Origin of the sequence: Streptomyces sp. NBC_00385 (genome assembly GCF_035917155.1) — a bacterium.
Classification (GTDB): Bacteria; Actinomycetota; Actinomycetes; order Streptomycetales; family Streptomycetaceae; genus Streptomyces; species Streptomyces poriferorum.
In genome coordinates this window covers 6,520,208-6,544,634 of record NZ_CP107951.1, presented here as the reverse complement: position 1 = coordinate 6,544,634, position 24,427 = coordinate 6,520,208, and the positions used below count along the sequence as shown (strand labels likewise).

At 70.7% G+C, this 24,427-nt stretch carries 20 protein-coding genes; 4 read left to right on the top strand and 16 right to left on the bottom strand.

Annotated features, from left to right (window positions below):
- Positions 1-70: 70 nt before the first annotated feature.
- From OG959_RS29200 to rsmH, 16 genes are all read right to left on the bottom strand, one after another.
- Entirely contained in the window at positions 71-1,216 is a 1,146-nt protein-coding gene (locus tag OG959_RS29200; protein WP_148017746.1) for a DivIVA domain-containing protein, read from the bottom strand.
- Between the two features lie 49 nt (positions 1,217-1,265).
- A complete protein-coding gene (locus tag OG959_RS29195; RefSeq protein WP_136328318.1) occupies positions 1,266-1,550 on the bottom strand; it encodes a YggT family protein in 285 nt (94 codons plus the stop codon).
- Positions 1,551-1,621: 71 nt separating this feature from the next.
- Complete coding sequence (locus OG959_RS29190) at positions 1,622-2,233, bottom strand: cell division protein SepF (protein ID WP_136328319.1); 612 nt, start codon at positions 2,231-2,233, stop codon at positions 1,622-1,624.
- Between the two features lie 125 nt (positions 2,234-2,358).
- Positions 2,359-3,078, bottom strand: a complete 720-nt coding sequence (locus OG959_RS29185; RefSeq protein ID WP_326663262.1) for a YggS family pyridoxal phosphate-dependent enzyme — start codon at positions 3,076-3,078, stop codon at positions 2,359-2,361.
- 3 nt (positions 3,079-3,081) lie between these two features.
- The gene (gene pgeF, locus OG959_RS29180; protein WP_326663260.1) at positions 3,082-3,843 is read right to left on the bottom strand and encodes a peptidoglycan editing factor PgeF; all 762 of its coding nucleotides are present in this window, start codon (positions 3,841-3,843) and stop codon (positions 3,082-3,084) included.
- Entirely contained in the window at positions 3,840-5,054 is a 1,215-nt protein-coding gene (ftsZ, locus tag OG959_RS29175) for a cell division protein FtsZ (RefSeq protein WP_326663258.1), read from the bottom strand. The genes pgeF and ftsZ overlap by 4 nt, the downstream gene beginning before the upstream one ends.
- A gap of 276 nt (positions 5,055-5,330) precedes the next feature.
- Positions 5,331-6,125, bottom strand: a complete 795-nt coding sequence (locus OG959_RS29170) for a cell division protein FtsQ/DivIB (protein ID WP_326663256.1) — start codon at positions 6,123-6,125, stop codon at positions 5,331-5,333.
- Positions 6,126-6,175: 50 nt separating this feature from the next.
- Complete coding sequence (murG, locus tag OG959_RS29165) at positions 6,176-7,270, bottom strand: undecaprenyldiphospho-muramoylpentapeptide beta-N-acetylglucosaminyltransferase (protein WP_148017738.1); 1,095 nt, start codon at positions 7,268-7,270, stop codon at positions 6,176-6,178.
- Positions 7,271-7,276: 6 nt separating this feature from the next.
- The gene (gene ftsW / locus OG959_RS29160; protein ID WP_326663254.1) at positions 7,277-8,719 is read right to left on the bottom strand and encodes a putative lipid II flippase FtsW; all 1,443 of its coding nucleotides are present in this window, start codon (positions 8,717-8,719) and stop codon (positions 7,277-7,279) included.
- Positions 8,720-8,835: 116 nt separating this feature from the next.
- The gene (gene murD, locus OG959_RS29155; protein ID WP_326663252.1) at positions 8,836-10,278 is read right to left on the bottom strand and encodes a UDP-N-acetylmuramoyl-L-alanine--D-glutamate ligase; all 1,443 of its coding nucleotides are present in this window, start codon (positions 10,276-10,278) and stop codon (positions 8,836-8,838) included.
- Positions 10,260-11,330 carry a phospho-N-acetylmuramoyl-pentapeptide-transferase gene (gene mraY / locus OG959_RS29150; RefSeq protein ID WP_326663250.1) on the bottom strand — a complete coding sequence of 357 codons (1,071 nt, stop codon included), beginning with the start codon at positions 11,328-11,330 and terminating at the stop codon, positions 10,260-10,262. The genes murD and mraY overlap by 19 nt, the downstream gene beginning before the upstream one ends.
- Positions 11,327-12,733 (bottom strand): UDP-N-acetylmuramoyl-tripeptide--D-alanyl-D-alanine ligase, encoded by a 1,407-nt coding sequence (locus OG959_RS29145; protein WP_326663248.1) that lies wholly within the window; start codon positions 12,731-12,733, stop codon positions 11,327-11,329. Before OG959_RS29145 ends, mraY begins: the two co-directional genes overlap by 4 nt.
- Positions 12,734-12,737: 4 nt before the next feature.
- Entirely contained in the window at positions 12,738-14,456 is a 1,719-nt protein-coding gene (locus tag OG959_RS29140; protein ID WP_326663246.1) for a UDP-N-acetylmuramoyl-L-alanyl-D-glutamate--2,6-diaminopimelate ligase, read from the bottom strand.
- Positions 14,457-14,473: 17 nt separating this feature from the next.
- The gene (locus tag OG959_RS29135; RefSeq protein WP_326663244.1) at positions 14,474-16,474 is read right to left on the bottom strand and encodes a peptidoglycan D,D-transpeptidase FtsI family protein; all 2,001 of its coding nucleotides are present in this window, start codon (positions 16,472-16,474) and stop codon (positions 14,474-14,476) included.
- Positions 16,475-16,478: 4 nt separating this feature from the next.
- Entirely contained in the window at positions 16,479-17,081 is a 603-nt protein-coding gene (locus OG959_RS29130; RefSeq protein WP_442805652.1) for a hypothetical protein, read from the bottom strand.
- 52 nt (positions 17,082-17,133) lie between these two features.
- Positions 17,134-18,099 (bottom strand): 16S rRNA (cytosine(1402)-N(4))-methyltransferase RsmH, encoded by a 966-nt coding sequence (gene rsmH, locus OG959_RS29125; RefSeq protein WP_326663242.1) that lies wholly within the window; start codon positions 18,097-18,099, stop codon positions 17,134-17,136.
- Between the two features lie 380 nt (positions 18,100-18,479).
- On the opposite strand from rsmH, the gene OG959_RS29120 reads away from it, so the two are divergent.
- The 4 genes from OG959_RS29120 to OG959_RS29105 all read left to right on the top strand — a co-directional run bounded on the left by OG959_RS29120 (position 18,480) and on the right by OG959_RS29105 (position 24,131).
- Positions 18,480-19,025 carry a beta-class carbonic anhydrase gene (locus OG959_RS29120; protein WP_326663241.1) on the top strand — a complete coding sequence of 182 codons (546 nt, stop codon included), beginning with the start codon at positions 18,480-18,482 and terminating at the stop codon, positions 19,023-19,025.
- A gap of 258 nt (positions 19,026-19,283) precedes the next feature.
- On the top strand, positions 19,284-20,333 hold the full coding sequence (locus OG959_RS29115; protein ID WP_326663239.1) for an AAA family ATPase: 1,050 nt from the start codon (positions 19,284-19,286) through the stop codon (positions 20,331-20,333).
- Positions 20,333-21,712, top strand: coding sequence for a DUF58 domain-containing protein (locus OG959_RS29110; protein WP_326663237.1), 1,380 nt, complete (start codon positions 20,333-20,335; stop codon positions 21,710-21,712). The genes OG959_RS29115 and OG959_RS29110 overlap by 1 nt, the downstream gene beginning before the upstream one ends.
- 10 nt (positions 21,713-21,722) lie before the next feature.
- Positions 21,723-24,131, top strand: coding sequence for a DUF3488 and transglutaminase-like domain-containing protein (locus OG959_RS29105; protein WP_326663235.1), 2,409 nt, complete (start codon positions 21,723-21,725; stop codon positions 24,129-24,131).
- The last annotated feature ends 296 nt before the right edge of the window (positions 24,132-24,427 follow it).

The following is a 24,427-nucleotide window of genomic DNA, read 5'->3' as shown; positions in this document are numbered from 1 at the left end:
GGCCCCGGGGAATCCCCGGGGCCCGGCCCTCAGCCTGCCGACGGCTACGCGCTCAGCGAGCGCGAACCGCTCAGTTGTCGTCCTCGTCGATCAGGAACCCGCGCATCGGCGAAGGCGCCTGCTGCATCGGCTGCGGCGCCTGCGGCCGCACCGGTGCCATCGGCTGGGTCATCGCCGGCGACATCTGCTGCTGGCCACCGTACGAGGGCCCACCGCCCATGGACGGGTTGCCGCCCATCTGCTGGTTGCCGTGTCCGCCGTGGTTGCCGCCCATGGTGTGACCCATGGCACCTGCACCGGCCGGAGCCAGCGAGGGCGACGGCGGCAGCGAAGCGGCAGCCGGCGTCCGCGGCGGAGCCAGCGAGTCGTCGGCCTGGGTCTCCAGCTGACGCAGCTGGCTCTCCAGGTAGGACTTCAGACGGGTCCGGTACTCGCGCTCGAAGCCACGCAGGTCCTCGACCTTGCGCTCCAGCGTCGCGCGGGCCGACTCCAGCGAGCCCATCGCCACGCGGTGCTTCTCCTGCGCGTCCCGCTCCAGCGCGTCCGCCTTGGCACGCGCGTCGCGCTCCAGGCCCTCGGCACGGCTGCGCGCCTCGCCGACGATCTTGTTGGCCTCGGAACGGGCCTCCGCGATCGCCTGGTCGGCGGTCTGCTGCGCCAGGGAGAGGACACGGGCGGCACTGTCGCCACCGGGGCCCTGCTGCTGCATCTGCGGCGGCTGCTGCTGCTGCATCTGCTGCATCTGCTGCTGCTGCGGGTTGTGGCCGCCCATGGGGCCACCCATCGGTCCACCCATGGGACCGCCCTGCATCGGGCCGGGGCCGTGCGGGCCCTGCGGACCGGGGCCGTGCGGACCCTGGGGGCCGTGGCCGCTGGGACCGGCCGGCAGCTGAGGAGCACCACCGGGCAGCTGGGGCGGACCCATCTGCGGGGGCTGCTGCTGCTGGACCGGCGGACCAGATATGGCGGCGGGCACAGGTGCACCGGGACGGTCCTGCGGCTCCGGCTTGCGCATACCCTGCTGCTGCTGGTTCTGCGCGGCGGCACGCGTGGCGGCGGCCAGCTTGGCGCGCAGGTCCTCGTTCTCACGGAGCAGGCGGGTCAGCTCGGACTCGACCTCGTCGAGGAAGGCATCAACCTCGTCCTCGTCATAGCCTTCTCGGAGGCGGACCGTCGTGAACTGCTTGTTCCGCACGTCCTCGGGGGTCAGCGGCATCTCTTCTTCACCTCTACGTAGTCGTCGGCAGTCGGCAGGACCGTATCGCTCACAGCCTGGTCACGATGCTGATCAGGATGGAAACGATGATCATCAGAACGAAGAAGGACAGGTCGAGTGCCACGCCCCCGAGACGCAGCGGCGGGATGAACCGCCGCAGGAGCTTCAGCGGTGGATCGGTGACCGTGTAGGTGGCCTCAAGGACGACCACCATCGGCTTGCCCGGCTGCCATGAACGTGCGAACTGGAAGACATAGTCCATGACCAGCCGGAAGATCAGCACGATGAGGAAACACATCAACGCGATGTAGACAACACTTTGTGCGACGCCCATCCTCGCGCTTCCCTCTCCCCTGGCTCTCGTAGCTCCGGCCTTGCGGCCGGGTTGTTCCCGGTGTCGTGTTCTCAGCTCTGGTTGAAGAATCCGCCCTCTGCGATGCGGGCCTTGTCCTCCGCCGTGACATCGACGTTAGCAGGCGACAACAGGAACACCTTCTGCGTCACTCGTTCAATGCTGCCATGAAGACCGAAGACGAGTCCCGCGGCAAAGTCGACAAGTCGCTTCGCGTCCGTATCGTCCATCTCCGTGAGGTTCATGATCACCGGAGTGCCCTCACGGAAGTGTTCCCCGATGGTACGGGCCTCGTTGTAGGTCCTGGGGTGCAGCGTGGTGATGCGGTACGGCTCCCGCTCGGACACGACCTTGGGCATGATCACCGGTGCGTTCTTCTCCATGTTCGGGCGTTCAGGTGTGATGGATGCCACGGGGGCGATTCGGGCGGGTCGCTCTCTCTCCGCCGGAATCTGAACCGGCTCCCGCTGGGCCGGAGGCTGCACCACTCGTACCGGTTCGTCCCGTTCCCGCTCCACCTGATGCGCGGGCTGGTGCCGACGCCGGTCGCGCTCGGGCTCCGGCTCGGGTTCGAATTCGTCGTCGGGGTCGAACCCCGGACCGTCGTACCCATCGTCCTCCACGAGGCCGAGGTAGACCGCCATCTTGCGCATCGCGCCGGCCATGCTCTGAGTCCTCCGCTCTGTGGTGGATCGGCATCTGTCACCAAGTGCCCGCGATCCACTGTGGCCTGCCCGCCAGAGGCGGTAATGACCATATTTTCTGCTGTGGTCCGACTTGCTTGGCGACGTTACCCGAGCCCGGGTCGGACTCCGAGTACCGCAGTACCGACGCGCACATGTGTCGCTCCGGCCGCAACCGCGTCCTCGAGGTCCGCACTCATCCCTGCAGAGACCATGTTCGCAGCCGGATGGTTCCCGCGCAGCCGGGATGAGAATTCCATCAGCCGGTCGAACGCCGCGCGTTGCCTGCCGGCGAACGGTCCGGCGAGCGGCGCGACGGTCATCAGACCGTCGAGTCGCAGACCGGGGGCGGCCGCGACGGCGTCGGCCAACTCCGCGATCCCGTCGGGCGCGACACCACCACGCTCCCCCCGCTCACCGCTCTCCGCGTCGAGTGCGACCTGGATGAGACACCCGAGTTCGCGTCCGCCGCGGCCTGCCGCGGCGGAGAGAGCGGTCACCAGCTTCGTACGGTCCACCGACTGCACGACATCGGCATAACTCGCCACGGATCGGACCTTGTTCGTCTGCAATTGACCGACAAAGTGCCATGTGAGGGACAGATCCGCACATTCGGTGGCCTTGGGGCCCGCGTCCTGGTCACGATTCTCCGCGACATGGCGCACACCGAGTTCGTTCAGGATCCGCACATCACTCGCGGGGTAGGTCTTGGTGACCACGATGAGGGTCACCTCTTCCCGTTTGCGACCGGCGGCCGCGCAGGCGGAAGCAATGCGTTCCTCCACCTGTGCGAGATTTGCCGTGAGTTGTGCCTTACGGTCCGTCATGCCCTATCCGTCCAGCCAGACATATCCGGCGAGCCGCCCGGTGGTGCGGTCGCGTCGGTACGAGAAGTGATCGTCCGATTCGAGGGTGCAGAAGGCCGAAGCCTGCCGGTCGGTAACGCCGAGGTCCGCCAGTTGTGCGTGGACTCCGGCCGTGACGTCCACCGCCGGGGTGCCCCAACTGGTCTCGGACCACGAGGCGGGGACGACCGCCGCGACCTCGTCCCGCATTCCGGCCGGCACCTCGTAGCACCGGCCGCAGACGGCCGGCCCGGTGCGGGCGGCGATCCGGGAGGGTTCCGCGCCGAGTGCGACCATGGCCGCGACCGCGGCGGGTACGACTCCGGCGACCAGACCGGGACGGCCCGCATGTGCTGCTGCGACGATTCCGGCGACCGGGTCGGCGAGCAGTACCGGGGTGCAGTCGGCGGTGAGGACGGCGAGCGGGAGTCCGCGTCGCGCGGTCACCACCGCGTCCACGGCGGGAATCTCGCGGGTGTCGCCCCAGGGTCCGTCGACGACGGCGACGTCCCGGCCGTGCACCTGGTTCATCCAGACGACCTGCGCCGGATCGAATCCGCGGATCCGGGCAGCCCGCTCCCGGTTGGCCAGGACGGCGGCGGGGTCGTCACCGACCGCACCGCCGAGATTGAGCTCCGCGTACGGAGCGGCGCTCACCCCGCCCCACCTGTCGGTGAAGGAGAAGTGAGCGCCGCCGTCCGAAGAAACAGAATCCTTGTGACTCACTGAGTGGTGCGGACCTATCACTTCAAGAAGTCCGGAACGTCCAGCTCTTCGGCCTGGGAGTCCTGGTAGGGACGGGCCGGCGGGACGTGCGGCGGAGCGACCGGCGGAAGGTGGCTCTCGTGCGCCACCGGAACCGGCTCGGCCTGGACCGGAGGCTCCTCGCGCGTGGGCACGGAACCCAGTCCGCTGTTCTGGCGCACGGGCTCGGCGGCCCGGACCGGCGGAGCCGGCTCCTCGCGCTTGGTGGAGTTCGCACCCAGGACGTTCTCCCGGCGGGCCGGGGGCTGTCCGCCGTCGAATCCCGCCGCGATCACGGTGACCCGTACCTCGTCGCCCAGCGCGTCGTCGATGACCGCGCCGAAGATGATGTTCGCCTCGGGGTGCGCCGCCTCGCTCACCAGCTGCGCGGCCTCGTTGATCTCGAAGAGACCGAGGTCGCTGCCGCCGGAGATGGAGAGCAGGACACCGCGGGCGCCGTCGATGGACGCCTCCAGGAGCGGCGAGGAGATCGCCATCTCCGCAGCGGCCACCGCGCGGTCGTCGCCGCGGGCCGAGCCGATGCCCATGAGCGCCGATCCGGCCTCGGACATGACCGACTTGACGTCGGCGAAGTCGAGGTTGATCAGGCCGGGGGTGGTGATGAGGTCGGTGATGCCCTGGACGCCCGAGAGCAGTACCTGGTCGGCCGACTTGAACGCGTCGAGCACGCTGACCTGGCGGTCCGAGATGGACAGCAACCGGTCGTTGGGAATGACGATGAGGGTGTCGACCTCTTCGCGGAGTTCGGCGATGCCGTCCTCCGCCTGGTTCGCGCGACGCCGGCCCTCGAAGGTGAACGGCCGGGTGACCACACCGATCGTCAGGGCGCCGAGCGAGCGCGCGATGTTGGCGACGACGGGTGCGCCACCGGTGCCGGTGCCGCCGCCTTCTCCTGCGGTGACGAAGACCATGTCGGCCCCCTTGAGGACCTCCTCGATCTCTTCACGGTGGTCCTCTGCCGCCTTACGACCGACGGCCGGGTTCGCCCCGGCGCCGAGGCCGCGGGTGAGTTCACGGCCGACGTCGAGCTTGACGTCGGCGTCGCTCATCAACAGGGCTTGCGCATCCGTGTTGATCGCGATGAACTCGACGCCCTTGAGACCGACCTCGATCATTCGGTTGATGGCATTGACACCACCGCCGCCGACACCGATGACCTTGATGACTGCGAGGTAGTTCTGCGGTGCTGCCACGTCGAAGGCCTCTCGCCTCGAGTTACGTGTCGTCGCTTGGCGGTAGTCCCGCCGCGACGACGGATGCCGATTGGGACGGTCCGAACGCCGACCCAAACCCTAACGTTGAAGTTTAGGGTTACCAGTGTGTCTGCTTCATGGACTCTTCCGAACAGGACACTAAGTCGACAAGTGGCGCACGTTCAACGAACACGCCGAACCTCCCGTTTTTCTTTTCACCCTATGTGATCACCCGTAGCGCTGACCAACCAGGGTGCTGGCCAGGCCAAATGTGCGTCAACTACCCGACACTGCCGGAGCGGTGGGCGCACTCACGTCGAAGTGTCCTGCTTTGGGAGCAGCTTTCATGAGAGCGGTGAGGACTTTCGCCTTCACCACACCTTCTTCACTGCTCCCCCAGATCACGGTGCGGTTCCCGGTGAGTCCCAGGGAGACCGAATCGTACGAGATGACTCGCACGACGCGGGTTTCCCCGGCGACCCCGTCCGGAAGATCGCCCGCCACACGGACCGCTTCCCGCACCAGTCGCTCGCTGCCGAACCGGCGCTGGCTCGCGGACCGGCCGGGTGTCAGTTCCAGCAGGGGTACCTGCCCGGGAGCCTTGTCCACCGTCGCGAAGCGCACGCCCTCGGCGTCCACTTCGATGAACTTCGCGCCCTTCTTCACCAACAGAACCGGCTGTCGTTCCGTCACTTTAAGTCCGATGCCGTGCGGCCATGACCGCACGACATCCACCGAGTCGATACGAGGCAACTTCTGGCGCAACCGCTCGGCGACGGCGTCCGTGTCGACGGAGATCAGCGGGGCGCCCATCGGCACCGCCGCGGCGGCCTCCACCTCGGCGGGTGTCAGCACGTCGACGCCGGTGATCCGGACCTGCTCGGCACGGAACCAGGAGGAGCCGTAGAGCGCCCAGACGGCGCCGGATCCGAGCAGCAGCACGGCCGCGGCGATCACGATCAGGAGCGTGCGCCGGGACATCCGGCGCCCCTGGACCCGCGGGCGCGGCGAGCGGTCCCGGGTCTCCTTCTGCTGCCCTGTACCGCGCTGGGCGGTCGTCGGTCCGGCCACGCTCGCTCCTTATGCCGGGTCCGGGGGCGCCGCCCCCGGACCCGTCCGCCTCACGCGCCTCGGCGTGCGGCGATCGCCTCGTACACCATGCCGACCAGCAGATCGTCGGCGTCCCGGCGGCCGAACTCGGCGGCGGCTCGGGACATTTCGTACAGCCGGTGCGGATCCGACAGCACCGGAAGGACGTTGCCCTGCACCCACTCGGGGGTGAGCGCCGCGTCGTCCACCAGCAGTCCGCCGCCTGCGTTGACCACCGGCTGGGCGTTGAGCCGCTGTTCGCCGTTGCCGATCGGCAACGGGACGTACGCGGCGGGCAGCCCGACGGCGGAGAGTTCGGCGACGGTCATCGCGCCCGCGCGGCAGAGCATCATGTCGGCCGCGGCGTACGCGAGGTCCATCCGGTCCACGTACGGTACCGGGATGTAGGGCGGCATCCCGGGCATGTTGTCGACGCGCGGCATTTCGTTCTTCGGGCCGACCACGTGCAGGATCTGGATTCCGGATCGCTGGAGCAGGGGCGCGACCCGCTGGACCACCTCGTTGAGGTGGCGGGCGCCCTGCGAACCGCCGGAGACCAGCAGCGTCGGCAGGTTGGGGTCGAGCCCGAAGGCGGCACGCGCCTCGGGACGGACCCGGGCCCGGTCCAGGGTCGCGATGGTGCGACGCAGCGGGATGCCGATGTAGCGGGCACCACGGAGCTTGCTGTCGGGGGTGGAGACGGCGACCCCGTGCGCGTACCGCGAACCGATCTTGTTGGCCAAGCCGGGCCGGGCGTTGGCCTCGTGGACCACGATCGGCACTCCGGCGCGCTTGGCCGCGAGATAGCCGGGCAGCGCCACGTAGCCGCCGAAGCCGACCACGCAGTCCGCCTTGGTGCGTTCCAGGATCTGCTCGGCGGCCTTGATGGTGCCGCGCAGCCTGCCCGGGACGGTGATGAGTTCAGGGGTGGGTTTGCGCGGCAGCGGTACGGCCGGGATCAGGGCGAGTTCGTACCCCCGCTCGGGTACGAGCCTGGTCTCGAGTCCGCGCTCCGTGCCGAGAGCGGTGATTCCCACGCTCGGGTCCTGCCTCCGCAGTGCGTCCGCGAGGGCAAGCGCGGGCTCGATGTGGCCGGCGGTCCCCCCACCGGCGAGTACGACATGCACCGAAATTCACCGCTCTCCGGACGGACGCTTCTTGACGCGCCGTCTCATCGTCTTCCATCTCACCCCGGGCCTCCGCATGGCCAGGGCCGCCTTCGCCGCCGGATCCGCTCGCGCGAACGCGATCAGCAGCCCGACGGCGAACATGGTCGGCAACAGGGCCGACCCCCCGTAGGAGAACAGCGGGAGCGGGACACCGGCGATCGGCAGCAGGCCGAGCACCGCACCGATGTTGATCACGGCCTGGGCCGTGATCCAGGTGGTCACACCTCCCGCTGCGTACCTCACGAAGGGGTCCTCCGTGCGTCCGGCCACGCGGATACCCGCATAGCCTAGAGCCGCGAACAGGGCGAGTACCGACAGCGTCCCCGCCAACCCCAGTTCCTCCCCGGTGATGGCGAAGATGAAGTCGGTGTGCGGTTCGGGCAGTTGACCCCATTTTTCCACACTTGCACCGAGCCCGGATCCGAACCATCCACCGGACGCAAGAGCGTAGATACCGTGCACGGCCTGCCAGCAGGAGCCGCCGGGGCCCGGTTCGCTGGCCCCCATGCAGTCCAGGCGGGACATCCGGTTCGGGCTGGTCTTGATCAGCAGGAAGGCGATCAGGCCGGCGGAGGCGAGCACTCCGGCGAACAGCCGGGTCGGGGCTCCGGCCAGCCAGAGCAGTCCGAACAGGATGGCCGTGAGAATGATCGCAGTGCCCATGTCACCGCCGAGCATGATCAGCCCGAGCAGCATGAAGGCGACCGGGACCAGGGGCACGAGCATGTGCTTCCACTGGTTCAGCAGTCGTTTGTCCTGTTTACGGGCGAGCAGGTCGGCACCCCACAGGACGAGGGCCAGCTTGCCGAACTCACTGGGCTGGAGCTGGAAGGGGCCGCCCAGGTAGAGCCAGTTCCGGTTGCCGTTGACCGACATCCCTATCCCCGGCACCTGGACCAGCACCATCAGGAAGACGGCACCCATCAGCAGGGGGTAGGACAGGGCCCGGTGCAGCTTCACGGGCATCCGGGCGGCGGCCGCCATCAGTCCGGCCCCGATGACGGCGGCGAGGAACTGCTTGCGGAAGAAGTACGTACCCGGCTTGTCGAGCTCCAGCGCCTTGATCATCGAGGCCGAGTAGACCATCACCAGGCCGAGCACGGTGATGAGGAGTCCGGCGCCCAGGATCAGGTAGTACGCGGTCAGCGGGCGGTCCCACGCCCGGCGCGCCTGCTCGTACAGCCGCCGTGCTCCCCCGCCCCGGGGTGAGCGGGGTCCGCCGGAGGTCCTGGAGCGGGCCACGGGGGGCCGCCGGGAGCCGGCGGCCGGCCTGACGCGCAGCGCGAGCCCGGCGGGGAGCTGTGCGCCCCCGGCGGCGAGGAGAGGTGGACGGAGCGCCCGGCTGATCGCGGAGCTCGCCCGTGAGCGGTCCCCGCGGCGTGCGGCAGAGCTCTCTTCGGCCGGCATGGTCCCTGTCCCCTCCACTGCTCGTGCCCGGGGCTTCGGTGCCGGGGGCCCGGGCCCCCGGTACAGCCGTACGTACCCGGGTGCTCCGGGACCGTACGGCGCGGAGGCCGGGCCCGTCAGGCGCTCTCGGCGGCGAGCGTGCGGACGGCGTCCGCGAAGGCCTCGCCCCGCTTGTTGTAATTGACGAACATGTCCATCGAGGCGCAGGCGGGAGCCATCAGTACGGTGTCTCCCGGCCGGGCGAGCCGTGCCGCCTCGCGGACCGCCTCCGACATCGCCCCAGTGTCGGTCCGGTCGAGGTCGGTCACCGGGACCTCGGGCGCGTGTCGCGCGAGGGCTTCGCGGATGAGGGCCCGGTCGGCGCCCATCAGCACGACGCCCCGCAGACGCCCCGCGCACCCGGTCACCAACTCGTCGAAGGTGGCGCCCTTGGCCAGTCCCCCGGCGATCCAGACGATCGGGTCGTAGGCGGCCAGGGAGGCCTCGGCGGCGTGGGTGTTGGTGGCCTTGGAGTCGTCGATGTACGCCACCCCGGCGACGTCCGCGACGTGCTCGATGCGGTGCGGGTCGGGGCGGAAGGCGCGCAGCCCGTCGCGGACGGCGGCGGGCTCAACACCGAAGGCGCGGGCCAGCGCCGCGGCCGCGAGGGCGTTGGCGATGTTGTGCGGGGCGGGCGGGTTCACGTCCGCGACCTCGGCGAGCTCCTGCGCCTGCTTCTGCCGGTTCGTCACGAAGGCGCGGTCGACGAGGATGCCGTCGACGACCCCGAGCTGGGAGGGCCCGGGAGTGCCGAGGGTGAAGCCGATCGCCCGGCAGCCCTCCTCGACGTCCGCCTCGCGCACCAGGTCCTCGGTGGCGGCGTCCGCCACGTTGTAGACGCAGGCGACGGTGTTGCCCTCGTAGATCCGGCCCTTGTCGGCGACGTACGCCTCCATGGAGCCGTGCCAGTCGAGGTGGTCGGGGGCCAGGTTGAGGACGGCCGCGGAGTGGGCGCGCAGCGAGGGCGACCAGTGCAGCTGATAGCTGGAGAGCTCGACGGCCAGGACGTCGTACGTCTCCTCGCCGAGGACCGCGTCCAGGAGCGAGACCCCGATGTTGCCCACGGCGGCGGTGCGCAGCCCGGCGGCCTCCAGGATCGAGGCGAGCATCCGTACGGTCGTGGTCTTGCCGTTGGTGCCGGTGACCGCGAGCCAGGGTGCTGGTTCCCGGCCGTCCCGTCCGCGCAGCCGCCAGGCGAGTTCGACGTCGCCCCAGACCGGGACGCCCGCCTCGGCGGCCGCGGTGAAGAGCGGCTTGTCGGGCTTCCAGCCGGGGGTGGTGACGATGAGCTCGGTGGACTTCGGCAGGGTGGCCCCGTCGCCGAGGCGCACGGTGATGCCCTGCGCCTCCAGCTCCGCGGCCTGGCCGCGGGAGCGCTCGTCGTCCCCGTCGTTGACGACGGTGACGACGGCGCCGAGGCCGTGCAGGACCCGGGCCGCCGGGATCCCGGAGACTCCGAGACCGGCGACCGTGACGTGCTTGCCCTGCCAGTCCACGTTGCTCACTTCTTGGCTGCCCATCCTGCGTAGAAGAGGCCGAGGCCGACGATCACGCACATGCCCTGGATGATCCAGAAGCGGACCACGACAAGGACTTCGGACCACCCCTTGAGTTCGAAGTGGTGCTGGAGCGGTGCCATCCGGAAGACGCGCTTGCCGGTCATCTTGAACGAGCCGACCTGGATGACGACGGACATCGTGATCATCACGAAGAGGCCGCCGAGCACCGCCATCAGGAACTCGGTGCGGGAGCAGATCGCCAGTCCGGCGAGCGCGCCGCCGAGGGCCAGCGAACCGGTGTCACCCATGAAGATCTTGGCGGGCGAGGTGTTCCACCACAGGAAGCCGAAGCAGGAACCCATGAGGGCGGAGGCGACGACCGCGAGGTCGAGCGGATCTCGTACCTCGAAGCAGGCGCTCGGGTTGGTGAGGGTGGCCGCGTTGGCGCAGGACTCCTGGAACTGCCAGAGCCCGATGAAGGTGTACGCGCCGAAGACCATCACCGACGCGCCGGTGGCCAGGCCGTCCAGACCGTCCGTCAGGTTCACGCCGTTGGACATGGCGAGAATCATGAAGAGCGCCCAGAGCACGAAGAGCACCGGGCCGATCGACCAGCCGAAGTCCTCGACGAACGAGAGCTTGTCGGAGGCCGGGGTGTTGCCGCGGGCGTCGGCGAACTGGAGCGAGAGCACCGCGAAGGCGATGCCGACGATCAGCTGGCCGGCCATCTTGGCCTTGGCCCGCAGACCCAGCGAACGCTGCTTGACGATCTTGATGTAGTCGTCGAGGAAGCCGACGAGCCCCATGCCGGCCATCAGGAAGAGGACCAGCACACCGGAGAAGCGCATGTCCTCGCCGGTGATCACCTTGGCCAGGACGTACGCGATGATCGTCGCCAGGATGAAGGCGATGCCGCCCATGGTGGGCGTGCCCTTCTTCGATCCGTGGCTGCGCGGGCCGTCGTCCCGGATGAACTGCCCGTATCCCTTGCGGGCCAGCAGCTTGATCAGCAGCGGGGTACCGACCAGGGTCAGGAAGAGCCCGATGGCCCCCGCGAAGAGGATCTGCCTCATCGGCCGGCGACCTCGCCCTCGGTCGCGTTCTCCAGCAGTGCCGTAACGACCTGCTCCAGGCCGACCGACCGGGACGCCTTCACCAGCACGACGTCTCCCGGGCGCAGTTCACTGCGCAACAGGTCGACGGCAGCCTGTGCGTCGGACACATGCACCGACTCCTCACCCCACGAACCCTCGTTGTATGCGCCCAGTTGCAGCCAGGAGGCTTCTCTGCCCCCGACCGCGACGAGCTTGCTGACGTTGAGCCGGACGACAAGCCGTCCGACCGCGTCGTGCTCGGTGAGCGAGGCGTCGCCGAGCTCGGCCATCTGGCCGAGCACCGCCCACGTACGACGCCCCTTCCCCATGGCGGCCAGCGCGCGCAGCGCGGCCTTCATGGATTCGGGGTTGGCGTTGTAGGCGTCATTGACGAACGTCACGCCGTCCGGACGCTCGGTGACCTCCATGCGCCAGCGGGAGAGGGTGCCCGACTCGGAGAGCGCCACGGCGATCTCGTCTGCGGACAGGCCCAGCTCATGGGCGACGGCGGCCGCGGCGAGCGCGTTCGACACGTGATGCTCACCGTACAGGCGCATGGTCACATCACTGCACCCGGTGGGTGTGTGAAGCCTGAACGAGGGGCGGCCGTCCTCGGTGAGACGGACGTTCTCACCCCGTACGTCCGCATCCGCGGCTTCACCGAAGAGCAGTACCCGGGCCTTGGTCCGGGAGATCATGGCGCGGACGAGCGGGTCGTCGGCGTTGAGGACGGCGAGGCCGTCCTCGGGGAGGGACTCGACCATCTCGCCCTTGGCCCGGGCGATCTGCTCCTTCCCGCCGAACTCGCCGATGTGCGCGCTGCCGACGTTGAGGACGAGGCCGATCCGCGGCGGGACGAGGCCGGTGAGGTAGCAGATGTCGCCGATGTAGCGGGCACCCATCTCGAGGACCAGGTGCTGGGTCTCCTCGGTGGCACGCAGTGCGGTGAGCGGCAGACCGATCTCGTTGTTGAGGTTGCCCGCCGGGTAGACGGTGGGGCCCTTGCGCTCCAGGAGCTGGGCGATCAGGTCCTTGGTGGAGGTCTTGCCGGCGGATCCGGTGAGGGCGACGACGGTGGTGCCGAGGCGGCCGACGACGGCGCGGGCGAGCGCGCCGAGCGCCGCCACCACGTCGTCGACGACGATCGCGGGAACGCCGACGGGGCGGGCGGCCAGGACGACTGCCGCGCCCGCCTCGACGGCGCGCCGCGCGTAGTCGTGGCCGTCGACACGTTCGCCGGCGAAAGCGACGAAGAGGCTGCCTTGCTTCACCTCCCGGGAGTCGATGACGACGGGCCCGCTGACGGTTACGGCCGGATCCGGTATGTCGTACGACTGCCCGCCGACGATTTCGGCGATCTCGGCGAGGGAAAGGGCGATCACTTGGTCATCCCTGACTGTTGTTCTCGTGGGTGGGTGCACGGTGGGTGGCGTTCTCGTGTCCCAGGGACCGCTCGATGGCCGTGCGCAGGACCACCCGGTCGTCGAAGGGGCGCACCACTCCGTGGACGTCCTGGCCCTGCTCGTGGCCCTTGCCGGCGATCAGCACGGTGTCCCCGGGGCCGGCGCGTCCGACGGCGGCCGCGATGGCGGCGGCCCGGTCGGCGTCGACCAGGACGTCACCGCGTTCGTGCACGGGCACTTCGGCGGCGCCCGCGAGCATGGCGGCGAGGATGCCGAGGGGGTCCTCGGAGCGGGGGTTGTCCGAGGTCAGTACGGCGGTGTCGGCGAGCCGGGCCGCGGCGGCGCCCATCGGGCCGCGTTTGGTGGTGTCGCGGTCGCCGCCGCAGCCGAGGACGATGTGCAGTTTGCCCTCGGTGACCTTCTGCAGGGAGCGCAGCACCGACTCGACGGCGTCGGTCTTGTGCGCGTAGTCGACGAGTGCGAGGTACGGCTGTCCGGCGTCGACCCGTTCCAGCCGGCCGGGCACCCCGGGCACCGCGGCGACGCCGTCGGCGGCGGTCTGGAGGTCGATGCCCGCGACGGCGAGGGTGACGATCGCGGCGAGGGTGTTGGCGACGTTGAACGGGCCGGGCAGCGGCGCCTCGGCGGCGGCCCGCTCGTCCTTGGGCCCGACGACGGTGAAGGTGGAGCCGAGCTGGCCCACCTCGACGTCCTCGGCGCGCCAGTCGGCGTCCGGGTGGCCCTCGGCGGAGAAGGTGGTGACCGGGACGGAGGCCTCGGTGATCAGCCTGCGGCCGTACTCGTCGTCGTAGTTGACGACGCCCTGCCTGCTGCGCTGCGGGGTGAACAGCCGCGCCTTGGCCTGGAAGTAGTCCTCCATGCCGGAGTGGAACTCCATGTGCTCCGGGCTGAGGTTGTTGAAGACCGCGACGTCGAAGACGCAGCCGTCGACCCGGCCGAGCACCAGTGCGTGGCTGGAGACCTCCATCGTCACCGCGTCCGCGCCGCGTTCGCGCATGACGGCGAACAGGGCCTGCAGATCGGTGGCTTCGGGCGTGGTGCGTTCGGACTTGATGCGCTCGTCGCCGATCCGCATCTCCACGGTGCCGATGAGACCGGTGGCGCGTCCGGCACCGCGGAAGCCGCCCTCGACGAGGTAGGCCGTCGTGGTCTTGCCGGAGGTGCCGGTGATGCCGATCTGGAGCAGGCCGGCACCGGGGTGGCCGTAGATCTCGGCGGCGAGTTCGCCCATCCGGCCCCGCGGGTCCTCGACGACCAGCACCGGGAGTCCGGTGGCGGCGGCGCGTTCGGCGCCCGCCGGGTCGGTGAGGATCGCGGCGGCACCGAGACCGGCGGCCTGGGCGGTGAAGTCGGCACCGTGCAGACGGGCACCGGGCAGGGCCGCGTAGACGTCCCCGGGTCGCACGGCCCGGGAGTCGTGGGTGATGCCGGTGACTTCGCCCTTGCCCGGCGGTTCGACTCCCAGCCGGGCTGCCAGCGTGACCAGGGAGGTCGGCCGCAGCCGATCCGGGCGGGGCGCTCCCGGGTAGTTCACAGGGGCGTCCTTCGGGGTGGTTCGGGACTGTTCAGCGTGGGGCACGGCGGTGAGCGTACCGGGCACACCCGGCCTCTCGCGAAGTGAGGGGGCGGGGGTGCGGTGGTTCCCGTTCCGGTTCCCTGGATCGGGGGTGATGGTTGTCACTGAGGGTCTCCCCGAGTTCACTCGCCGGGTTTGAAGGACACCGGCAGCCGGGCCGGCTCGCTGCCGGAGGGTGCGGTCTGCAGCGTCTTCAGCGCGAATTCCATGACCTGCTTGTAGATGGGTCCGCAGATCTGGCCGCCGAAGTAGCTGCCCTTGGTGGGGTTCTGGATGGCGCAGTAGACGGTGATCTGAGGGTTGTCGGCGGGGGCGAAACCGGCGAAGGAGGCGGTGTAGCCGTGGTAGCCGCCGCGTACCGGGTCGACTCGGTTGGCCGTACCGGTCTTGCCCGCGACGCGGTAGCCGGGGATCTTGGCCTTCGTTCCGGTGCCCTCCTCGTCACCGACGACCGACTCCAGCATGCTGGCCAGTGTCCTGGCCGTCTTCTCGCTGACCACCCTGGTCTGTTCGGGTGCCTCGGCAGGGGTGAAGCGGCCGTCGGCGCCCTTGGTGCCGCGCACGAGGGTCGGTGCGACGCGGACCCCTCCGTTGGCGATCGTCGAGTAGATCGAGGCGGCCTGCATGGCGTTGAGCGAGAGGCCCTGGCCGAACGGGATCGTGTACTGCTGCGACGTCGACCAGTCCTGCGGCTTGGCGAGGATGCCGGCGGTCTCACCCGGGTAGCCGAGTCCGGTCGGTGAGCCGATGCCGAATTTGCGCAGGTAGTCGTAGAGCACCTTGTTGGACGCGGCCTGGGTCTTCCCCAGCTGTCCGGTGGCCAGGATGGTGCCGATGTTGCTGGACTTGGCGAGTACGCCGTTGAGCGTGAGGTACCAGGTCGGGTGGTCGATGTCGTCCTTGAAGAGCCGGTCACCGCGGTGCAGGCGGTTGGGGACCGTGACATGGGTGCCCGGGGTGGCGACACCCTCCTCCAGTACGGCGGCCATCGACATGACCTTGCTGGTGGAGCCGGGCTCGTACACGTCCTGGAGGGCCGCGTTGCCCAGCGAGGCGGCGTCGGCCTGCGAGAGGTCGTTGGGGTCGAAGCCCGGCGCGTTGGCCATGGCGAGGACCTCGCCGGTGCGGGTGTTCTGCACGACGACGTAGCCGCGGTCGGCCTTGGACTTCGCCACCTGGTCGGAGATGGCCTTCTGGGCCGCCCACTGGATGTCGCGGTCGATGGTCAGCTCGATGTCGGAGCCGGCGACGGCGGGTACCTCCTTGGTGCCCGCGGTGGGCACCCGGCGACCGCCGGACTGGGCGTACTTGATCGTGCCGTCCTCGCCCGCGAGCTCCTTGTCCAGCTGCGATTCGAGGCCGCCCGCGCCCTTGCCCTCGGCGTTGACGTAACCGAGTATCCCGGCGGCGAGGCCGCCGTTGGGGTAGACGCGCTTGGTGGTCGACTCCTGGAAGACTCCGGCCAGCACATTGGCACCGGGGCCTCCGGCCGCCTTGTCCTTCTGTGCCTTCTCGGCGAAGACGGACTTGAGGTCCTTGATCTGCGTCCAGACCTGCGGGGTCTGCCTGCGGGCCAGCACCGTGTACCGGCTCTTGGGCTTGGACAGCTTCCTGGTCAGTTCGGCCGCGTCGACGCCGAGGATCGGCGCGAGGAGGGCGGCCGCCTGCTGGGGTGCGTCGGGTGCCTTGCTGTCCTCGGGAGTGAACATCTTGGGGTCGGCGGTGATGTCGTACGCGTCGACGCTGGTGGCCAGCGCGATGCCGCCGCGGTCGGTGATCTCGCCGCGCTCGGCGGCGACGGTGTAGCTGAGGTAGCGGTTCTTCTCCGCCTTGGCCGCGTACGCGTTGGCGTCGACGGCCTGCACCTGGAGCAGCCGGACGACGAACGCGATCATGACCAGGGTCAGAGCCAGGCTGACCAGTCGCAGCCGCGGCCGTGGGCTGCCGAGGCGCAGCGGCCGGCCGGAGCGGGAGCGCGGGCTCCGTCCGCGCGGCGCCGCGGACGGGGGCCGTCGTCGCGGCTCGGGGCGGGCGGCGGGCCGGGGGCGGCCGGAGCGGCCCGCCGCGTTACGCGGGCGCGCGGGGCCGGGTACCCGCCGGCGCGGTGGTTCCTGGGAGGGCACTGCGTCACCTGCCGGGGCTCGTGGAGGTCTGTTCTGCCGGGGTACGCGCGTTCGCGGAGGCGCTCGGCTTCGCCTGCGCGGTGCCGGTCGCCGTCGCGGAGGCGCCGGGCTTCGCCGCCGGTGTGCCCGCCGCGGAGGGCGAGGGGGTGGAGCGGGGCAAGGAGGAGGGCGAGGGCGACGAGGCGGCTGCGGGGGGCGGTTCGGGGGCTTCGGGCTTCGGCACCGCGGTGGTGGGCGCGGCACTGGCGGCGGAGGGTACGCCGCGGACCTGGCCGTTCGGGCCGAGGAAGGCGGGGCTGCCGCCCGGGACCATGCCCAGTTCCCGTGCGCGCCGCGCCAGGGCGTCCGGTTCGGAGGCGCTGTCGACGTCCCGCTGGAGGGCCTGCTGGTCGTCGGTGAGGTCCGTGGTCCGCTTCTTCAGCTCGCTCAGCCGGAACGATCCTTCGTTGAGCGCGGAGTTCAGCAGCAGCAGGGTGATCAGGCCGCCGCCCAGGAGCAGGACGACCAGCAGGACGAAGGGGGTCCGGGCCGCGTTGCTCGGCCCGGCCGGCATCAGCCGGCTGAGCCTCGCGGCGCGTCCCTTCAGCCCGCCGGCCGCGTTGCTCACCGCGCCGCTCCGTCCCCGGGCCGGGTCCGCGAGGACTCCGGGTACCGGCTGCTCATCGCTCCTCCTCGCGGATGCGCTGGGCGCCGCGGAGCCGGGCGGGGGCGGCGCGCCGGTTCTCGGCGACCTCCTCCTCGGTGGGCAGTTCGGCGCCGCGGGTCAGCAGCTTGAGCCGTGGCTGATAGCGCTCGGGGACGACCGGCAGCCCGGGCGGTGCGGTGTTCGCGGCACCCGCCGCGAGCACCTGCTTGACCAGACGGTCCTCGAGCGAGTGGTACGAGAGGACGGCGATGCGTCCACCGACGGCGAGGCTCCGCACCGCGGCCGGGATCGCCCGCTCCAGCACGGTGAGCTCGCCGTTGACCTCGATGCGCAGCGCCTGGAAGGTGCGCTTGGCCGGGTTGCCGCCCGTGCGCTTGGCGGCCTGCGGCAGCGAGTCACGGATCAGCTCGACGAGCCGTGCGCTGTTGCTGAACGGCTCCTTCTCGCGTTCGCGTACGACGGCGGAGACGATCCGTTTGGCCTGCTTCTCCTCGCCGTACGCGCGCAGGATCCTGACCAGCTCGCCCGGCGGGTAGGTGTTGAGCACCTCGGCCGCGCCGATGCCGGTCGTCTGGTCCATCCGCATGTCGAGCGGGGCGTCCTGGGCGTACGCGAATCCGCGGTCGGCCTCGTCCAGTTGCATGGAGGAGACGCCGAGGTCGAACAGGACGCCCTGGACCTTGGGGACGCCGAGCCGGTCGAGCACCTCGGGCAGTTCGTCGTAGACGGCGTGCACCAGCGTGGCGCGGTCGCCGTACGGGGCGAGCCGCTCGCCGGAGAGCCGCAGTGCCTCCTTGTCCCGGTCGAGCGCGATCAGCCGGGCGGTGGGGAAGGCGGAGAGCAGCGCCTCGCTGTGTCCGCCGAGGCCCAGGGTGCAGTCGACGACCACGGGCGGCTGCGGGCCGGGGGCCTCCAGAGCCGGGGCCAACAGGTCCAGGCACCGCTGGAGCATCACCGGGACGTGTCGGGTCTGGCTCATGCGCCCTCTCAGGCTCAGGTCCCGGGGCGCTGCACGTACGGCCTGGTCCCCGCCCGCTCGCGAAGGGGAGGTCCGCCGGCGCCGGGGAAGGGGCGTCAGCCGACCGGCGAGCGGGAGAGGGCCGGGCCGTACGTACGCCGCGCACACGGGGAAAACATCGGAATGTGCAGGGTGTCGGTAACTTCCCGTCACTTTAGTCCACCCTGCCATTCGATCGATTCCCGATCAATCAACCCGACAGCGCGTCGGCCCTCGCTTTGTTCACCCGGCCGGGTGACCGACTGTGAGGCTTGTGGGTTACCTCACAACAAGCGTCGTTGACGTTCTTTGTCCGCTTCGACACCACGCCGACGGCACCGGCGAGAGCTAACGTCTAGTTCATGTCGACTTCTGCGCACTCCCCTGCCACGGACCAGGCCCGCACCGGCGGCACCGTCACCGACCGCCTGGTCGAGGCGAACGTCCAGTACGCCTCCGAGTTCAGCGACCCCGGCATGGACGCGAAGCCCGTGCTGCGCGTCGCCGTCGTCGCCTGCATGGACGCCCGGCTCGACCTGCACAAGGCGCTCGGTCTGGCGCTCGGGGACTGTCACACCATCCGCAACGCCGGCGGCGTGGTCACCGACGACGTCATCCGCTCGCTGTCGATCAGCCAGCGGGCCCTCGGCACGCGCAGCGTGGTGCTGATCCACCACACCAACTGCGGCATGGAGTCGATCACCGAGGAGTTCCGCCGGGAGCTGGAGATGGAGGTCGGCCAGCGGCCGGCCTGGGCGGTCGAGGCCTACAGTGACGCCGACCAGGACGTGCGGCAGTCGATGCAGCGGGTCCGCACCTCCCCGTTCCTGCTGCACACCGACGACGTGCGCGGATTCGTCTTCGACGTGACCACCGGTCTGCTGCGCGAGATCCTTCCGGTTTCCTGACTTTCCCGGCCCGAGGGAGCCGGACGGGCACGTTCCGGCAGCGAAAATCCCCATCGACCCGACATTTCGGCCCCGGTTATCCACAGGCGAGTGACACGAAGCGGTAACGGCAACAAGAATGCGGGTGTGACACCCCGCCGGACCCTGTCCGGCGCGGTGTCCGCAATTCGGGGTGGGCCGGGCCGCACAAGGGCGCCGGCCCGTGACTGGGGAATCCTGTGCTCCTGGGGAGCGTGGGGCAGGGCCGAGGAGGGCCGGGTGACGACCTATGACGATCGAGCGAGCCTCACAGATCTGACCACCACAGCGGAGCGGGTACGCAGGTCGGTGGAAGGTGTGATCGAGGGCAAGCCCGAGGTCGTACGCCTTTCGCTGACCGTGCTGCTCGCGGAGGGGCACCTCCTGATCGAGGACGTCCCCGGCGTGGGCAAGACCATGCTGGCCAAGGCGCTGGCACGGTCCATCGACTGCTCGGTGCGACGCATCCAGTTCACACCGGACCTGCTGCCCTCGGACATCACAGGTGTGTCCATCTTCGATCAGCAGCGCCGCGACTTCGAGTTCAAACCGGGCGCGATCTTCGCCCAGATCGTGATCGGCGACGAGATCAACCGCGCCTCGCCCAAGACCCAGTCCGCGCTGCTGGAGTCGATGGAGGAGCGCCAGGTCACCATCGACGGGCACACCTACGAGCTGCCCGACCCCTTCATGGTCGTGGCCACCCAGAACCCGGTGGAGATGGAGGGCACGTATCCGCTGCCCGAGGCCCAGCGCGACCGGTTCATGGCCAGGGTGTCGATCGGCTATCCCAGCGCCGAGGCAGAACTGCAGATGCTCGACGTGCACGGCGGTGTCTCACCGCTGGACGACCTCCAGCCGGTGGCGCACGCCCACGACATCGTCAAGCTGATCGAGGCGGTGCGCGCGGTCCACGTCGCCGAAGCCGTCCGGCGGTACGCGGTGCAGCTCGTCGGGGCCACCCGGAACCACCCCGACCTCAGGCTCGGCGCATCGCCGCGTGCCACCCTGCACCTGCTGCGCGCGGCCAAGGCCTCGGCGGCGCTGAGCGGGCGGGACTACTGCCTGCCGGACGATGTGCAGGCCCTCGCCGTCGCCGTGCTCGCCCACCGGCTGCTGCCCACCGCACAGGCCCAGCTGAACCGCCGCACCGCCGAACAGGTGGTCCTGGAGATCCTTCAGCAGACGCCCGTGCCGACCGCGTCGGGCGGGGCGGCCGTCCCTGCGCCCCAGCACCAGCCGGGCGCGGTGTACGGCGGCCGGCAGCAGCCCGGCGCGCGGCGGCTCTGATGGCCGCCGGGGGGCCGCCCGCGATGGACGACAGCGACGACAAGGGCGGTCTGCGGGCCGCCCTGGGCGGCCTGACCACCCGTGGCAGGTCGTTCCTCGCGGCCGGGGTGGCCGCCGCGGTCTGCGCCTACGTGCTGGGCCAGGGGGATCTCCTGCGGGTCGGCCTGCTGCTCGCCGTGCTGCCGCTGGTCTGTGTGACGGCTCTGTTCCGGACCCGCTACCAGGTCGCCGGCACCCGCAGGCTCTCCCCGTCCCGGGTGCCCGCGGGCTCCGAGGCGCGGGTCCATCTGCGCATGGACAACGTCTCGCGGCTGCCCACGGGTCTGCTCATGCTCCAGGACCGGGTGCCGTACGTGCTCGGGCCCCGGCCCCGGTTCGTCCTGGACCGGGTGGAGGCGGGCGGCCGGCGCGAGGTGTCGTACCGGGTGCGGTCGGATCTGCGCGGGCGCTACCCGCTCGGTCCCCTGCAACTGCGGCTGAGCGATCCGTTCGGGATGTGCGAGCTCACACGTTCGTTCAGCGCGTACGACACGCTCGTCGTCATCCCGCGGACCGAACCACTGCCCCCGGTGCGGCTGGCGGGCGAGGCCTCCGGTTACGGCGAGGGACGGCAGCGCTCGCTGGCGCTGGCGGGTGAGGACGACATCATCCCGCGCGGCTACCGGCACGGCGACGATCTCCGCCGTGTCCACTGGCGCTCCACCGCGCGCTACGGCGAGCTGATGGTGCGCCGCGAGGAGCAGCCGCAGCGGGCCAGATGCACGGTGCTGCTGGACACGCGCCGGATCGCCTTCCAGGGCACGGGGCCCGACTCGGCGTTCGAGTGGGCCGTCTCCGGCGCGGCGTCCGCGCTGGTGCACATGCTGGAACGCGGTTTCGCGGTCCGGCTGGTGACGGACGACGGCACGGAGGTACCGGGCGCGAGCGGCTTCTCGGGCTCCACCCAGGACTCGGCCGACTCGGCCGGACTGATGATGGACACCCTCGCCGTCGTCGACCACTCCGACGGCGACGGTCTCGCCCGTGCGTACGACGTGCTCCGCGGCGGCGACGAGGGCCTGCTGATCGCCTTCCTCGGCGATCTGGACGACGAACAGGCCGCGGTGGCGGCCCGCATGCGACAGCGCGGCGGCGGGGCCGTCGCCTTCGTCCTGGACAGCGCCGCCTGGGTGCACGACGCATCACCCGCCTCCGACGCGGCCCGCGAGCAGCGGCTCCGGCTGCTGCGCGAGTCGGGATGGACAGCGGTGCCGGTCGGACCGGGCACGGATCTGGCCCGGCTGTGGCAGCAGGCGAGCCATCAGGGCTCGCTGACCGGGTCCGCCGCGATGGGCGGCACGAGTGGCGGCACGACGGGATTCTCCGGTGGTTGGTCATGAGAGGACGGTCATGAGCGGTCGTGGTCGGCTGGCGCTGTGCGCCTATGCGGCGACGCTGATGGCGGCTTGTTCGATGCTGCCGCTGGTCGACCCCTACGCCTGGATCGTGCAGGCCGCGTTCCTGCTGGCCATCCAGTGCGGCGTGGGCGCGCTCGGCCGGCGGGTGCCGCTGCCGCGGGCGGCGACCGTCGCCGCTCAGGCCCTGGTCCTGGTGGTGCTGCTGACCGTGGCGTTCGCCCGTCAGGAGGCGCTGGCGGGCTTCGTGCCCGGCCCGCAGTCGGTGCAGCGGCTCGCCGACCTGCTGACCGTGGGTGCGGACGACGTCGGGCGGTACGCGATCCCGGCACCGGACACGGCGGGCATCCGGCTGATGCTGGTGGGCGGTGTGCTGCTGATCGGGCTCGCGGTGGACGCGCTGGCGGTCACGTTCCGCAGCGCCGCGCCGGCCGGGCTGCCCCTGCTGGCCCTCTACTCCGTCGCCGCCGGTCTTTCCGACGGCGGCGCGGACTGGCTGTGGTTCCTGCTGGCCGCCTGCGGCTATCTGCTCCTCCTGCTGGCCGAGGGGCGTGACCGGCTCTCCCAGTGGGGGCGGGTCTTCGCCGGAGCGGCCGCGGCCCGGGGCCATTCCTCCGGCATCGGTGCCTCGGGCGGCGGGGCGGTCGCCCCGGTGCGCACCGGGCGTCGCATCGGCGCGTTCGCCCTGGGCATCGCACTGGTCGTGCCCGCGGCCCTGCCCGCGCTCGACGGCGGGCTGCTGGCCGGTACGGGAGGCGGCAACGGCAAGGGGAGCGGTGGCGGCACCATCTCCGCCGTGAACCCGCTGGTCTCCCTGCAGAACGACCTCAACCAGCCGGAGAACCGGGAGGTGATGTCGTACCGCACCAACTCGACCGGTGCGCAGGACTTCTACCTCCGCATCCTGGCCCTGGACCAGTTCAACGGGAGCGAATGGCGGGCCTCGACCCGCCGGCTGAAGGACGTACCGAAACGGCTCCCGAACCCGCCCGGTCTGTCGCCGGACGTCGCCGTGACGGAGATCAGTACGAACATCTCCGCGTCGCCTTCGTACAAGCAGACCTATCTGCCGCTCCCCTACCCGGCGACCGAGGTGAGGGTCGACGGGCGCTGGCGGTTCGAGCCCGAGGGCCGCACCCTGGTCGGGGACGACGGGGAGACGACCGGCGGTGCGCAGTACGGGGTCTCCAGCCTGATCGTGCAGCCGACGGCCGGGCAGCTCGCGAGCGCGGGCGAGGTTCCGGCAGCCCTGCTCCGCGAGTACACCCGGGTGCCCGGTTCGTTGCCCAAGGTGGTCCGGGAGACGGCCGAAGAGGTCACGAAGGGCTCCGCCAACTCCTACGAGCAGGCGGTGAAACTGCAGAACTACTTCGCCTCCGAGGGCGGCTTCACGTACGACACCTCGGTGAACTCGGGTACCGGCAGCGCGGCGATCGGCCGCTTCCTGAAGGACCGGCGGGGCTTTTGCGTCCACTTCTCGTTCACCATGGCGGCGATGGCCCGGACGCTGGGCATCCCGGCGCGGGTCGCCGTCGGCTTCACGCCCGGCACGGCCCAGTCGGACGGTTCGATGTCGGTCGGTCTGCGTGATGCGCATGCCTGGCCGGAGCTGTATTTCGAGGGCATCGGGTGGACCCGCTTCGAGCCCACGCCGACACGTGGCTCACTGCCGTCGTACACCCTGCCGGACACCCCTTCCGGTGACTCCGCCGATCCGGCCCGGCCGGAGACGGAGGCGTCGGCAGCGGTGCCGGTCGCACCGTCCGCCTCGGAGAGCTGCCCGGCTCGGACGGGCGGACAGGGCGCGTGCGGCAGCTCGGCCCTTCCGGGTGCCACCGCGCCCACGGATACGGGGACGTCGGCGGGCACCGTGCTCGGAGTGGTCCTGGCGGCCGTCCTCGTGCTGATGCTCCCGCTGCTGCCCATGTTCTGGCGCATGCGGGTACGGGCCCGGCGGCTTGGCTCCTCCACCGGGCGCACCCCGGCGGACGCGACCGCGAGAACGCTGGCGGCCTGGCAGGAGATCACCGACACCGCGTGGGACCACGGCATAGAGCCGGACGAGTCGCTGACCCCGCGGAAGGCCGCGGCCCGGGTGGTGCGGGCGGGAGAGCTGGACGCGGAGGTGGCCGAGGCGGTGCACCGGGTGGCGGGCGCGGTGGAGCAGGTGCTCTACGCGCCGGAGCCCGGGCCGGTGTCGGGGCTCGCGGAGGATACGCAGGCGGTACGGGCGGGCCTGCGGGACTCCGTCGGCCGGTTCGCCCGGTTCCGCGCGGTAGTGGCACCGCGCTCGGCCGTACGGGTGGTGTGGGCGGTCTCGGAGCGCCGGGCGGCTCTGGCAGGCCGATGGAGGGCTCCCCAGCGGCCTGCGTGGCTCCGTCGCCCGTCCCGCCAGCAGGGCTGACGCGCAACGGCCCCGGGCAGGCCCGTTCTGCGGATCTGCTCGGGGTCCGAAACCCTGGGTATCAGGTCTTTCCTGCGGGAAAGACGATGTTCCGAGGCCCTGAACATCAGGCCTGTCGTGCGGGGCCGACCGGTCCCGAGGCCCTGAACATCAGGCCTGTCGTGCGGGGCCGACCGGGGTATCAGGCCCTGAGTACCAGGCCCGTCCTGCGGGTCGGACCGGGGCATCGAGCCGCATCGAGCCCGAAGGCATCAGGCCCGGGCGCCGGCTCTGCGGGCCTCCGTCCGGACACACGT

What these genes read in the sequence shown, in the direction of transcription:
- rsmH (WP_326663242.1), bottom strand. Translation starts at nt 18,099, where the DNA reads ATGAGCCAGACCCGACACGTCCCGGTGATGCTCCAGCGGTGCCTGGAC.
- OG959_RS29195 (WP_136328318.1), bottom strand. Translation starts at nt 1,550, where the DNA reads ATGGGCGTCGCACAAAGTGTTGTCTACATCGCGTTGATGTGTTTCCTC.
- OG959_RS29120 (WP_326663241.1), top strand. Translation starts at nt 18,480, where the DNA reads ATGTCGACTTCTGCGCACTCCCCTGCCACGGACCAGGCCCGCACCGGC.
- OG959_RS29190 (WP_136328319.1), bottom strand. Translation starts at nt 2,233, where the DNA reads ATGGCCGGCGCGATGCGCAAGATGGCGGTCTACCTCGGCCTCGTGGAG.
- OG959_RS29110 (WP_326663237.1), top strand. Translation starts at nt 20,333, where the DNA reads ATGGCCGCCGGGGGGCCGCCCGCGATGGACGACAGCGACGACAAGGGC.
- mraY (WP_326663250.1), bottom strand. Translation starts at nt 11,330, where the DNA reads ATGAGGCAGATCCTCTTCGCGGGGGCCATCGGGCTCTTCCTGACCCTG.
- OG959_RS29105 (WP_326663235.1), top strand. Translation starts at nt 21,723, where the DNA reads ATGAGCGGTCGTGGTCGGCTGGCGCTGTGCGCCTATGCGGCGACGCTG.
- OG959_RS29185 (WP_326663262.1), bottom strand. Translation starts at nt 3,078, where the DNA reads ATGACGGACCGTAAGGCACAACTCACGGCAAATCTCGCACAGGTGGAG.
- OG959_RS29200 (WP_148017746.1), bottom strand. Translation starts at nt 1,216, where the DNA reads ATGCCGCTGACCCCCGAGGACGTGCGGAACAAGCAGTTCACGACGGTC.
- murD (WP_326663252.1), bottom strand. Translation starts at nt 10,278, where the DNA reads ATGGGCAGCCAAGAAGTGAGCAACGTGGACTGGCAGGGCAAGCACGTC.
- ftsW (WP_326663254.1), bottom strand. Translation starts at nt 8,719, where the DNA reads ATGCCGGCCGAAGAGAGCTCTGCCGCACGCCGCGGGGACCGCTCACGG.